Source organism: Legionella jamestowniensis, from assembly GCF_001467745.1.
Lineage (GTDB): Bacteria > Pseudomonadota > Gammaproteobacteria > Legionellales > Legionellaceae > Tatlockia > Tatlockia jamestowniensis.
The window spans coordinates 1,965,581-1,978,200 of the sequence record NZ_LNYG01000013.1 but is presented as its reverse complement, the minus strand read 5'-3'; the positions used below and the strand labels follow the sequence as shown (position 1 = coordinate 1,978,200).

Genomic DNA, 12,620 nt, shown 5'->3' with positions numbered 1-12,620 from the left:
TTTATTATTATTTTCCCGCCGTTAAATAAAAATTTTTAAAATGTGGGCTTTACCATGAGCGCTCAGGACTTTATTCACTTTTATCCCAAACGTGCCTTATTAAGTGTTTCTGATAAGCGAGGCCTTGTTAAATTAGCAAAAACACTTCATGAAAATGGAGTAGAGCTGGTTGCAACGGGTAATACCGCCATTGTATTACAGGAACATCATTTACCAGTGACTGAGGTCAGTGCCTGCACCAAGTTTCCTGAGATGCTCAATGGCCGTGTGAAAACCTTGCACCCCGCCATTCATGCAGGCATACTTGCTCGGGGCCGGGATGATGAAACTACCTTGCAGCAATTTGGGATCCAACGGTTTGATCTATTGATTATTAATTTGTACCCTTTTGAACAAACCATTAGCGATCCTGATTGTGATTTTCAGAAAGCGATCGAAAATATTGATGTTGGCGGTCCTGCGATGATTCGAGCTGCGGCAAAGAATCATGCGCATGTTTTTGTTATTGTCACCCCTGATGACTATGAAACAGTGGAAAATTATCTGCATGCTCGACAAGCTCCGCAAAACTGGGGATTTTTGCTGGCCAAGAAAGCATTTGCCCATACTGCTGCCTATGATGCTGCTATTGCCAATTATTTGGGTACTCTGAATGATGTGAAAGAACCGTCTGGTTTTCCTTCTATCTTAACTTGTCAGTTTAAAAAACAATATACGTTGCGCTATGGTGAAAACCCTCATCAACAGGCCATTTTTTATGGCGATAAAAACCCACCAAAAGGTTCACTAGCCACTGCACAAACCATTCAGGGAAAGCAACTTTCTTATAACAACCTGCTGGATGCAGATGCTGCCTTTAATTGCATTAGAGCGTTTCCACTGTCTTCTGCGACTTGTGTGATTGTTAAGCACGGTAATCCTTGCGGTGTGGCCGTTGGAGACACCATTACTAATGCCTATTTACGCGCCTACCAGGCTGATCCGGTATCAAGCTATGGCGGGATTCTCGCATTTAATCGCACCATTGATGCGGAAACTGCAAAAGCAATTTTAGAAAAACAATTCGCCGAAGTAATTATAGGACCTGCGATTCATGAGGAAGCAAAGGCTATTTTTGCCAGTAAACCCGCCATGCGTGTCTTAATAACCGGAGAATGGCCAAAGGAAAGTCAATCTAAGCTAGACATGCACACTATTTACGGCGGCCTACTTGTTCAGGAGCATGATGATTATATTATCAATGGCGATGATTTAAGGCTTGTGTCTGAAAAAGAACCTTCTGAACAAGAAATGCAAGACCTAATGTTCGCCTGGATAACAGCCAAATATGTAAAATCCAATGCGATTGTGCTTGCAAAAAATGCAGCCACTATTGGGATAGGAGCAGGACAAACCAGCCGTGTCATGAGTACACGAATAGCACTATGGCAAGCCAAAGAAGGAGGTTTTTCTACTTCAGGTGCAGTGTTGGCATCCGATGCCTTCATTCCTTTTCCAGATAATATAGTGATGGCAGCAGAGGCTGGCATAACAGCAATTATTCAGCCAGGAGGCTCCATCCGTGACAAGCAGGTTATTGCGGCCGCCAATGCAGCAAGAATAGCCATGATATTTACCGGTTATCGGCATTTTAAACACTAAGTATCGTTCAGACTTATTATTGCAGATTCTGCGCTTAAACTTAACGGTTCTTCTGTTGAATTCATTGCCGAAGTGAATAATGTAAATGCTTGGTCTTTCCCCAAACGCCCTGTTTTATTTGAGAAAGCAAGCGGTTCTTCTATTTCAATAGCCTTGTCTACCTTCATATCATAAATAGTAGAACTATCATGATCAGCCCGAATAAAAAAACCTTGATTGTTTGTGCCGTCATAAACAGGTGTCTGACCAAAACAGGTTAAAAGATGAATATCCAAATTTCTTAAACAAGGCAGCAAACCCGCTTGGGCTCTACGATGATCAGCACAAATTTCCAAACCGCAGTGTACACCTTTTACAGTAAATACCGGTGAAAAAAAATTCTCATGAGCTAAATTATATTTTTGTAATAATTGTTCTTCACCTGGTAAAGGCGTTTTACCAAACATGACTACCCGTGGAACAAAAGACTCTAATTCATCTTCAGCATAAGCGCTTACTTCCAAACGCTCACAGGTTGAAGAAAGCATCTCCAAAAAATCATTTTCAGTGGTGATAGACTCACGTCTTAACTTTGACGCTTTAACCTCATCACGAAAAATACCTTCCAAATAATTCCCTTTTTTAATCAGTCGAATCAGCTGGCCTCTATAAAAGACTGGGGCTATGTTTTGCACATAAACAGCCGCAGTATAATTTTTAGAACCATTTTGGCGATAGTGTTTCTCATCTTGGATTAGTTTATTCACGGAAAGATAAATGGTTCCCGGTATTAGGAGAACATTGGGATATCGCGCACTCAATTTACACAGTTCATTGACAAAGTAAGCCAATCCTTGGGCTTGGGGTATGCATCCATCACCGATGTGATCTCTTGCACTTTCAAAAAAATCTTCATGTCCAATAACAATACCGAAATCATAAGACTGTTCTTCGACAATGGAGGACATATTACTAACCGCTGATTCGATAATTTCTGTGGCTTCAGTAAGGAGGGTACTAACTTTATCTTCTTTTAATACGCCCTTAACATGAACAGGTTTAAAAATAGGTAAAAAACTAACCTTAGCTCTCATAATACAGTCATAAAAAAACTCATACCGAACCATTATGACTTAATTGATGCGAATTGGCAATTATTTAAACATATTGTCTTATAAATACCGATTACTGCGATCCACCTGAAAGCGGCATAGCTGCTTGAAGAATGGCACTTTCAGGATAATGTACCTGGGAAAATAAATTAGTATTTATCGTGATTTAAAGCCTTATAAATATCGATAAAGGTCGAAACGCGAGTAATATCTACAGGTACATGCAAACGACGTGCGATGTCGCTTGCCGAAAGGATACCGCGTATGTAACGCTCTTCTTCAATGACTAAAAAATGTTGCTTACCTTCATTTTTTAGTGTCTCTACAACATCCCGGATTTTTGCTCGCTTCAAATCATTAAAAGCGATTGCTTTCAAGTGACTCCTTGGCGTCATTACATCACTTACTAAAATTTGATTTCTCGGCGTATGATGGGATAGAGCCATCATTTTTTCACCAATTAAATCACCATAAGCCAGCGTTCCTACAAACTCTTCACCATTTAACACAAGTTTCAATCGCACATGTGTTTTTTTCATTAAATCTTCCGCGGTTACTACATCGAGTGAATCATCAATCACCAGAGGTTCTGTCTTTTGAAAGTCAGTAAAAATATCGAGCGCGGGTGAATCTAATGTTATCTCGAAAGATTCAAGAGGGGTAAGGAGATGATCAATATTATTAATATCATAAGTTTTCAAAATCATGATTGCTTCCTTGTACGGCGACTATAAACTCAAGTAAATTATTTCATAAATCCAAGCATTTGTCTTTTTTAGGAAGAGTTAATCGGGCAAATATACTTTTGATCATATGTTATGAAAAAGTTAATCCTGTTTGCGCAGTCGCGAAGGAACTTCTGCTTGGTAATAAGCTTACTTTATAGTGTGGCTTGACAAATACCCCCTGGGGGTATATACCCTATATAGGTATATTGGAGAATATAGCTATGTCAGACTTTCCTACCCATGCCAAAGAATTATCGCGTATAAACCGCGTGCTTGGACAAATTGAAGGCATTAAGCGAATGATTGAAGAAAAACGTTATTGTGTTGATATCATGACACAATTAAGGGCCTCAAGAAATGCCTTAAAAACCATTGAATTGAGTGTCCTTGAAGTTCATTTGGGCCATTGTTTGGCTAAAGCCTGTCAAGTTAATGACGAACAGCAAAAAGTTAAACAACTTAAAGAAATTATCAATCTATTGCAAAAATACGAGTAGGCAATTATGAACCATCAACATCCTTCACATCATCATGCAAAAGAAAACGAACAACAACACAACTGTTGCCATCATTCAGAGGCGGTGCAAAAACCCATTCCCGCACCTGGTGCGCCTGTCATGTATACATGTCCCATGCACCCTGAGATTCGTCAGGATAAACCCGGTAATTGCCCTTTGTGTGGCATGGCCTTAGAACCTGAATCCATCTCGTTACAAGAAGAACAAAATCCTGAATATGTGGATATGCGGCGGCGATTATGGGTAGGCTTATTTTTATCCCTGCCTGTGTTAATTCTTGCAATGGGTGAACACCTGCTGCCTGTTATTCCTGACAATTCATCAGTATGGATCCAGCTTATTTTAGCAACACCGGTTGTTTTATGGTGTGGTTGGCCTTTTTTTGTTCGTGCTTGGCATTCTCTAACAACAGGCCATCTAAATATGTTCACCCTAATTGCAATAGGAACGGGTATCGCCTGGGGCTACAGTGTAATTGCCACCCTTTTTCCGCAACTTTTCCCCACTACTTTTCGCAACGAACAGGGTATTGTTGCTGTGTATTTTGAAGCGGCTGCTGTTATCACCACACTGGTATTATTGGGCCAAGTGTTAGAACTTAAGGCACGCGAAAAAACAGGAGGTGCCATAAGGGCACTATTAAACTTAGCGCCCGATACAGCACACCGACTTGATGCCAATAACCTTGAACAAGAAATTAGCATTGAGGCGATAGAAACAGGTGATCGTTTACGCGTGCGACCAGGTGAGAAAATACCTGTTGATGGTGAAATTATCGAAGGGTATAGCAATATTGATGAATCAATGATTACTGGGGAACCCATTCCCGTTAGTAAAGAAACCGGTTCGCAAGTAATCGGCGGAACCATTAATCAAACAGGTAGTTTCATTATGAAAGCCATCCACGTTGGACGCGATACCATGTTGCAACGGATTGTTCAAATGGTTAGTGATGCCCAGCGAAGCCGTGCACCTATTCAGCGTTTGGCAGACCTGGTTGCTTCCTGGTTTGTACCCATTGTGATTTTAATTGCTTTACTCGCCTTTGTTATCTGGCTTTTTGTAGGTCCTTCCCCTGCTTTCAGTTACGGTTTAATTGCTGCTGTCTCCGTTCTTATTATTGCTTGTCCTTGTGCCTTAGGCTTGGCAACGCCTATGTCAATTATGGTGGGGATTGGCAAAGGTGCAGGCCATGGTGTTTTAATTAAAAATGCGCAATCTCTCGAGCAATTAGAAAAAGTTAACATGCTGGTAGTGGATAAAACAGGCACCTTAACGGAGGGGCATCCTAAATTAACCCAACTTGTTACAACAAAAATAACAGAAACGGAGGCATTAACTTTGGCTGCCTCTTTGGAAAATAACAGTGAGCACCCGCTTGCTCGTGCTATCGTTCTAGCAGCCCAAGAAAAAAGTTTAACACTTGAAACGGTAACTCATTTTGACGCCCCGTCAGGCAAAGGTGTAAGAGGTACCATCACTGGGCGTAACATTGCTATTGGTAATGCATTACTCATGGAAGAAGAGCACGCTGATGTTTCTGTGTTTCAAGAAAAAGCTGAAGGATTACGTGCTCACGGTGCTTCTGTCATGTATATGGCAATTGAACAAGAGATAGCAGCAATTCTTGTTATCGAAGATCCCGTAAAATCAACAGCCCAAAATGCCATTAAAGCCTTGCAAGAAGAAGGCATAGAAATAGTAATGCTTACAGGGGATAATAAAAAAACGGCTGAAGCCGTTGCCGCAAAACTTGGCATTCATAAAGTAGTTGCTGAGGTTTTGCCTGCTGAAAAAAGTAAAATTGTGGCTGAACTACAAGCTAAAAATAATATTGTTGCCATGGCTGGTGATGGTGTTAATGATGCACCTGCTCTCGCCAAAGCCAACATAGGAATTGCCATGGGAACAGGTACGGATGTTGCGATAGAAAGTGCAGGCGTTACTTTGCTTCATGGTGATTTGGATGGCATCGTTAAAGCCAGACGTCTTTCTGAAGCAACCATGCGTAATATTCGTCAAAATCTATTCTTTGCTTTCATTTATAACATCTTAGGCGTTCCTGTAGCCGCGGGAATTTTATTTCCGTTCACAGGATTATTGTTAAATCCAATGATTGCAGCGGCAGCGATGTCATTAAGCTCTGTTTCTGTGATTGTTAATGCATTACGCTTGCGATGGATTGAATTATGAAAATTGGCAAGCGAAGGGAAATAAAGTTAGCATGCCTACTGATTTGTAGTATGCTGCCTTTGCCTGGTTTTGCTGCCACCGCTTTGAGTTTGAAATCCGTGGTGAAACTTGCTGTAGAGAATAATAAAGATTTAAAAGCGGCTCGCTATAATGTTCTTTTGGCAGCTTCACGCTTAAAACAAACAGGCTTATGGGCCAATCCAAGTTTACAAATTCTCAATAGCGATGATCGTTTTTTCACCAATGAAGGCGAATATACACGCAGCATTGGTTTTATCCAAGCCTTTCCTGTTTCTGGTCGAATTAATAAGCAAAAAAACGTCGCTCGCATCGATATTGCTATTGCCATGGCAGAAATCAGAAATGCGAAACGACAACTTCGCGGCCAAGTAGCTGAAAATTTTTACGCTCTTCTCATTACCGATGAACGTTTAAAACAATTAAATAAACTGTTGACGATAAGCCAACAATTAATGCAAGTAAGCCAAAAACGTTTTTACGCCGCAGAAGTTTCCGAACTGGATGCAAACACTACAAAACTTGAATATCAACGACTTTTGCAAGAGAAGCAAGCCTTAACCAGCTTAAGGATTAATCAGCAAGCTCGCCTTAATTTGCTACTGGGACGCGAAAGACAAACGTCGTTGCTAATCAATAAGTCTTTACCGAGATTGGCAGGCTTACCTTCTTTGACTGCATTACAACAACATGCCTTACAGCAGCGTCCCGAAATGCAGATTGCCTGGCTAAACTTTACGCGTGCCCAGGCTGATGCGCAACTCGCTCGCAGAGAACGCTGGGCAGATTGGACCATTGGGCTCGCGGTGCAACAAGAGAAAATCGCTGTCGAAGGTGCCCCTCAGCAAAAACCTGATCGTGCTTTAAACGTCAATATTTCTATTCCACTTCCCTTGATTAACAAAAACCAGGGACGAATTATGGAAACAAAGTTGCAAGGCACAAAAAATCTTATGACAATAAAAGCATTAAAGCTTACTATTCGAAATGAAGTAGCCAGCAACTATGGCCAGGTTAATGCGCTGCATATGGCTTTGCAACAATTACAAACTGGCAATACGTTTAAACTCGTTAATCGTAACATTAAATTAGCAAGAGAGGCCTACCAAAAAGGCCAAATCTCCTTGCTTGAAGTCTTACAGATTCAACGGCAGCAAAATGAATTACAAACGAGTCAACTCAATGTTCTCGAAAAATATTTACAAGCAGTCGTGAAATTGTGCACAGCCTTAGGAAATAACCGCATTTCCCTCTGCAGCCCCTTCTCTGGAAAAAGGACGCTAAATGTATTCGTTCATCGTGAAGTATCCTAGAAAACACCGTCTCCTTCATGGACTTCTTATTTTATGGGCATTCGCTTTCAGTAAAGCAAGTTTTGCTCATGGTGAAAAAATTGAAATTTCCACAACACCACGGGGTCCTGTTTTTTTGACCAAAGAGCAGGAGCAAATTATTGACTTGAAAATTGTGCATGCAACAAAACGCCCTTTATCCCAAATATTAGGATTAAACGGCGAAATACAGTTGTTGCCAAATGAGCAGGCCGATGTCAGCGTTAGAATCAGTGGCAATGTTTCTGCCTTATACGCCAATTTAGGTGATCGTGTAAAAGAAGGGCAAGCATTGGCAAAAGTACAATCACGCCTTATTGGTGACCCTCCTCCCAGTGTCGTCATTCCCTCACCTATGTCAGGGATTATCGATGCACGCAACGTAACGCTAGGTCAAGCCGTAGAACCTAATACTGTCTTGTTTCATATCAGTAACCGCAATCGGCTTCTTGTTGTAGCAAATGTTTATGAGGAAGATTTAGGCAAAGTAAAACTTGGACAAGAGGCGTATGTTCGCGTGTTAAGTTATCCTAAACGAACCTTTTTGGGTAAAGTGACTTTAATAGAACCGAATCTTGATTCCGTTACCCGTACCGTCAATGTCCAAATTATTCTGGATAACAAAAACAATTTACTGAAACCCGGGATGTTTGCGCGTGCAAATTTAATTTTACAAGAAAACAAAAACACGTTAACCGTGCCAAACGCAGCCATTTTAGAATCCAATGATGAAAAATTTGTTTTTAAACGTGATGATAATAAATTTCAGCGGGTAATCGTTAAAACAGGAATGAGTGATGACAATTATACTGAAATTACCCAAGGCCTATCTGCCGGCGATGAGGTGGTAGTCCAAGGAAATCGCCAACTTTATACGCTGTGGTTAACAGGAGGACAATCATCATCAACAGAGGATCATCATTAGATGTTTAACCGTCTCGTCGCCTGGTCACTTGCCAATCGAATTTTGGTGTTAGCCATGACGGTGGCTTTATGTATTCTTGGCGGCTATGCGTTGCAAAAAATGCCGGTGGATGTTTTTCCTGAGTTTGCCCCACCACAAGTGGTTGTTCAAACGGAAGCCCCAGGAATGGCTCCCCAAGATGTCGAAGCCTTGATTACCTATCCTTTGGAAAGCGCTATTAATGGAACACCTGGTGTAACCTCTGTTCGCTCACGAACCTCAGCAGGCTTATCCACCATTGTAGTTATTTTTAATGACCAAACTGATATTTATCGCGACAGACAACTGATTAATGAACGTATACAGCAAGTGGTTGGTAAACTGCCGCCTGGAAGCAAAGCGCCAGTGATGCTACCGGTTATTTCAGCCGTGGGATGGATGCTAAAATATGCCCTGCTAAGTGATACGTTATCCCCTGAAGAGTTACGCACTATCTCTGACTGGGTAATTCGTCCTCGCATATTGGCTTTAGGAGGGGTAGCCTCGGTAGTATCTTTAGGTGGCGAAGTAAAGCAATATCAAGTCCTGCTTGATTCTTCACGAATGTTGGCTTATCGCATTAGTATCGAAGAAGTACGCCAAGCCTTGGAAAAGTCAAATCGCAACGTTCCTGGTGCCTTTCTGCAAAAAGCAGGGGGGGAGCTAATTATTGGAACCATCGGCAGAATAAAAACACTTGAAGATATTAAAAAAACAATTATAACCACTCGCAAAGGAATTCCTATAACCATTGACAACATCGCAACAGTTACATTTGGAGGCGAAATTAAACGGGGCGACGCCGCCTTTGGGGTTAAAAACGCAGTCATTGGCACGATTTCTAAATCCTTTGGTGCAAATACCCTAACAACCACACATAAGGTAGAAAAAGCCCTGGCTGAGATTAAAGCTTCTCTTCCTCCGGGGGTGGAGCTAAAAACTAATGTCTTTAGACAAGCCACCTTCATTGAAGCAGCTATTAAAAATCTTAGTATTGCCCTGCTGGAAGGCGCGTTTATTGTCATTCTGGTTTTATTCATTTTTTTAATGAACTTGCGGGCTTCATTCATTACCTTTCTTTCCATGCCCATTTCATTTGTATTTGGCATTCTCATTTTATATTTTTTTGGCTTTGGCATTAACGCAATGACGCTTGGTGGGATTGCCATTGCTATTGGTGAAGTGGTCGATGATGGTATCGTTACTGTCGAAAACGTAATTCGACACTTACGTTTAAATCGTGCATCTACACATCCTCTTCCCACCTTATCCGTGATTTTTGCTGCGGTGATTGAAATAAGAAATTCCGTTATTTATGCTACCATTATCGTCAGTTTGGTCTTTATCCCCATTTTTTTCTTATCCGGTGTCAGTGAAAAAATCTTCAGCCCCTTAGCCATTGCCTATATTGCTTCTGTTTTGGGCTCTCTTGTGGTTTCAATCACCGCAGTACCTGCTCTTTGTTATTTATTATTTGTCAATCACAAAGAAAAACAACAGGATAAAAACTATCCCTTCAATGCATTAATCCAGAAAGGTTTGTCCTCAGAGAACACTGCCATGCTGTCACTGTCACAGAGCAGCGAAAAAGAAACACCTTTTGTTTCCTGGCTTAAACGTCATTTCCAACCCATTTTACAGTGGTCAATTCATCACTTCTGGTTAGTCATTACTTCCGCATTTTTAATCTTCTTTATTTCGCTGATGTTACTTCCTTTTTTTCGCACTGCTTTTTTACCTGAGTTTCATGAAGGAAATTTTATCATCGCTATGACGACACTTCCCGGCACTTCCATAGAAGAATCAATGCGGTTAGGCACGCAAGTTCGAAAGCGTTTATTAAAATACCCCCAAGTTATTTCCATAGCCCAACGGGCGGGACGGAGTGAACTGGATGAAGATGCACTCCCCCCCAATGTCAGTGAATTTGATCTCTACTTAGACTTTGATAAAGACAAAAGCATGCCCCCTGATGAATTACTTAGACGCATACGCCAGGACTTAGCCCTAATACCTGGTGCTGTTTTTAATGTTGGACAGTTCATTGCCCACCGGATGGATGAAGTGCTTTCTGGTGTACGAGCACAAGTAGCGATTAAAGTATTCGGTGACAATTTAGCCATGCTTAACCAACTCGCAGATTCCATCGCATCACTTATTAAAGACATCCCAGGCGTTGTTGATATTAACAAGGAACAGCAAATTAATGTCCCACAATTGATTATTAAAATCGATCGCGAAAAAGCGGCCTATTACGGAATCAACGTCGGGCAGATTTCTGAAGATATCCAAACATTACTTAATGGGGTGCAAGTTTCAAGTGTGCTTGAAGGACAACGCAGTTTTGATCTGTATTTACGCTTGGCTGAACCAGGTCGGCAAAGTGTAAAGGCTGTTCATGACATGTTAATTGACGCACATGGAATTGATTCGCAGCAAACTGAAAAAATTCCCTTGAGGGCCGTTGCGGAAATTTCGGAACAAGAGCAACCTTTTCTAATCAATCGCGAAAATGTCCAGCGTATGGTCGTTATCGCTTTTAATGTCCAGGAAAAGGATTTAGGAGAGGTTATCCGCACGCTGAAACAGCGAATTAACGAACAGGTCAAATTGCCTCCTGGATATTTTATCCAATATGGGGGACAGTTTGAAACACAACAACAAGCCGCTCGGACTATACTGCTTTTAGGTGGTTTGGCAATTATCGCCATGCTTCTGTTATTGTACAAGGCATTTGGTACATTAAGAGAAGCCGTTTTGGTGCTTTTTAACCTACCTTTGGCCCTAATTGGTGGTGTCTTTTCTTTATTTTTTGCCAGTGGAGAAATGAGTATCGCTGCCATGATTGGTTTCATAACCTTGTTTGGTATTGCGGCACGCAATGGTATTATTCTCGTTGCCCACTATAATCAATTACGCACAACAGGAAAAACACTGCAGGAAGTTGTCGTGCAAGGCACCCTGGATAGACTTATTCCAGTATTGATGACAGCAACTACCACTGCCTTAGGCTTAATTCCTTTACTTTGGGGATCCCCTGTTGGTAAAGAGTTGGAACGTCCCTTGGCACAAGTGCTGTTAGGTGGCTTGTTCACATCAACCTGTTTAAATATGATCGTGGTGCCTACGGTATATAATTACATTGAACAATGGCGAGCCAAGCACCAACTGCAATAAGCCATATAAATTATCTAAATGCACTGGAGTATGTTGTGAAAAAATTACTTTCTATACTAACTAAGAAAAATCTGATTATCTTTTTCTTGATGAATTTGATTTGTCCCCCTTTGATTGCTCACTCTAAGTTGGCAGTGCATCAACATCATCAACACTCCTCGTCAACTTCACAACCATTATCAACCATTGATTTTACCATTGAAAAAATTATCCCTAAGAATACAGGGAAAGAAGTTTTCATTAAACTCACTAACAACAAAACAAACCAACCTGTCCTTCTGTCCGATCTTAAAGAAGTTCATACTCAAAAAATTCATTTATTAATTATTGATAATACGCTTTCTGATTATAGTCATGTGCACCCCACACCAACAAAAGTAGCAGGTGTTTACCGCTTTCAATGGCAGCCTGCGCATAAGAACGGCACGTACCGAGCTTGGGCTGATTTAGTACCTGTTACAACAAATAAACAAGAGTATGTAACAGTCGATTTGCTTTCTGGAGACAACAATGAATCTATCAATATTAAACCTCAATCCTCTTATGAAAGCGCTGTAGATGGTTACCAGTTTCATTTATCATTTGACACTCCTCTACAAACAGGAAAACCTACAATGGGGAAAATTGTTATTACTGACAATAAAGGCAAACCTGTAGAGAATTTAGAGCCCATCATGGGGGCTTTTGCTCACATTGTCGGTTTTAACCAGGATCTTAAAACCGTTGTACATATTCACCCGATGGGGCAAGAACCAACTGGCAAGGGGGCGCGAGGAGGTCCGGAATTACAATTCCATATTCAACCTGAAAAATCAGGCTATACCAAAGTTTTTGCGCAGGTAAAAATCAATGGTAAAGAACTTTATGCCCCTTTTGGTGTTTTTGTGAAGAACTCGTAATTAAGAGGATAATTGTTTTGAGCCAATCCACCTAGTTTTATTACGCGTCATTGTGGTATAATTTTCGCCAATTTTAATATT

Annotated in this window: 9 protein-coding genes; 7 read left to right on the top strand and 2 right to left on the bottom strand. The window is 41.0% G+C overall.

All coding sequences use genetic code 11. From position 1 onward, the window contains the following. Nucleotides 1-54: 54 nt before the first annotated feature. Nucleotides 55-1,641 (top strand): bifunctional phosphoribosylaminoimidazolecarboxamide formyltransferase/IMP cyclohydrolase, encoded by a 1,587-nt coding sequence (gene purH / locus Ljam_RS13115; RefSeq protein ID WP_058450442.1) that lies wholly within the window; start codon nucleotides 55-57, stop codon nucleotides 1,639-1,641. Here the strand turns inward: purH and Ljam_RS13110 are convergent. Both Ljam_RS13110 and Ljam_RS13105 read right to left on the bottom strand, forming a co-directional pair. Next, nucleotides 1,638-2,714 carry a hypothetical protein gene (locus Ljam_RS13110; RefSeq protein ID WP_058450441.1) on the bottom strand — a complete coding sequence of 359 codons (1,077 nt, stop codon included), beginning with the start codon at nucleotides 2,712-2,714 and terminating at the stop codon, nucleotides 1,638-1,640. The genes purH and Ljam_RS13110 overlap by 4 nt on opposite strands. A 167-nt stretch (nucleotides 2,715-2,881) precedes the next feature. Beyond that, nucleotides 2,882-3,439 carry a CBS domain-containing protein gene (locus Ljam_RS13105; RefSeq protein ID WP_058450440.1) on the bottom strand — a complete coding sequence of 186 codons (558 nt, stop codon included), beginning with the start codon at nucleotides 3,437-3,439 and terminating at the stop codon, nucleotides 2,882-2,884. A 242-nt stretch (nucleotides 3,440-3,681) separates the two neighbouring features. On the opposite strand from Ljam_RS13105, the gene Ljam_RS13100 reads away from it, so the two are divergent. The 6 genes from Ljam_RS13100 to Ljam_RS13075 are packed head-to-tail and all read left to right on the top strand — an operon-like array spanning nucleotide 3,682 to nucleotide 12,539. After that, complete coding sequence (locus tag Ljam_RS13100) at nucleotides 3,682-3,957, top strand: metal-sensitive transcriptional regulator (protein WP_058450439.1); 276 nt, start codon at nucleotides 3,682-3,684, stop codon at nucleotides 3,955-3,957. Between the two features lie 6 nt (nucleotides 3,958-3,963). After that, nucleotides 3,964-6,171, top strand: a complete 2,208-nt coding sequence (locus tag Ljam_RS13095) for a copper-transporting P-type ATPase (protein WP_058450438.1) — start codon at nucleotides 3,964-3,966, stop codon at nucleotides 6,169-6,171. Next, complete coding sequence (locus Ljam_RS13090; protein WP_058450437.1) at nucleotides 6,168-7,502, top strand: TolC family protein; 1,335 nt, start codon at nucleotides 6,168-6,170, stop codon at nucleotides 7,500-7,502. Before Ljam_RS13095 ends, Ljam_RS13090 begins: the two co-directional genes overlap by 4 nt. Then, nucleotides 7,474-8,445 carry an efflux RND transporter periplasmic adaptor subunit gene (locus Ljam_RS13085; protein WP_082651628.1) on the top strand — a complete coding sequence of 324 codons (972 nt, stop codon included), beginning with the start codon at nucleotides 7,474-7,476 and terminating at the stop codon, nucleotides 8,443-8,445. The genes Ljam_RS13090 and Ljam_RS13085 overlap by 29 nt, the downstream gene beginning before the upstream one ends. Next, entirely contained in the window at nucleotides 8,446-11,640 is a 3,195-nt protein-coding gene (locus Ljam_RS13080; RefSeq protein WP_058450436.1) for an efflux RND transporter permease subunit, read from the top strand. Between the two features lie 35 nt (nucleotides 11,641-11,675). Next, nucleotides 11,676-12,539: a hypothetical protein gene (locus Ljam_RS13075; RefSeq protein ID WP_238583733.1), complete on the top strand. Its 864-nt coding sequence runs from the start codon at nucleotides 11,676-11,678 to the stop codon at nucleotides 12,537-12,539. The last annotated feature ends 81 nt before the right edge of the window (nucleotides 12,540-12,620 follow it).

Coding starts and splice junctions, on each gene's coding strand:
- purH (WP_058450442.1), top strand. CDS start 55: ATGAGCGCTCAGGACTTTATTCACTTTTATCCCAAACGTGCCTTATTA.
- Ljam_RS13095 (WP_058450438.1), top strand. CDS start 3,964: ATGAACCATCAACATCCTTCACATCATCATGCAAAAGAAAACGAACAA.
- Ljam_RS13110 (WP_058450441.1), bottom strand. CDS start 2,714: ATGAGAGCTAAGGTTAGTTTTTTACCTATTTTTAAACCTGTTCATGTT.
- Ljam_RS13090 (WP_058450437.1), top strand. CDS start 6,168: ATGAAAATTGGCAAGCGAAGGGAAATAAAGTTAGCATGCCTACTGATT.
- Ljam_RS13100 (WP_058450439.1), top strand. CDS start 3,682: ATGTCAGACTTTCCTACCCATGCCAAAGAATTATCGCGTATAAACCGC.
- Ljam_RS13105 (WP_058450440.1), bottom strand. CDS start 3,439: ATGATTTTGAAAACTTATGATATTAATAATATTGATCATCTCCTTACC.
- Ljam_RS13085 (WP_082651628.1), top strand. CDS start 7,474: ATGTATTCGTTCATCGTGAAGTATCCTAGAAAACACCGTCTCCTTCAT.
- Ljam_RS13080 (WP_058450436.1), top strand. CDS start 8,446: ATGTTTAACCGTCTCGTCGCCTGGTCACTTGCCAATCGAATTTTGGTG.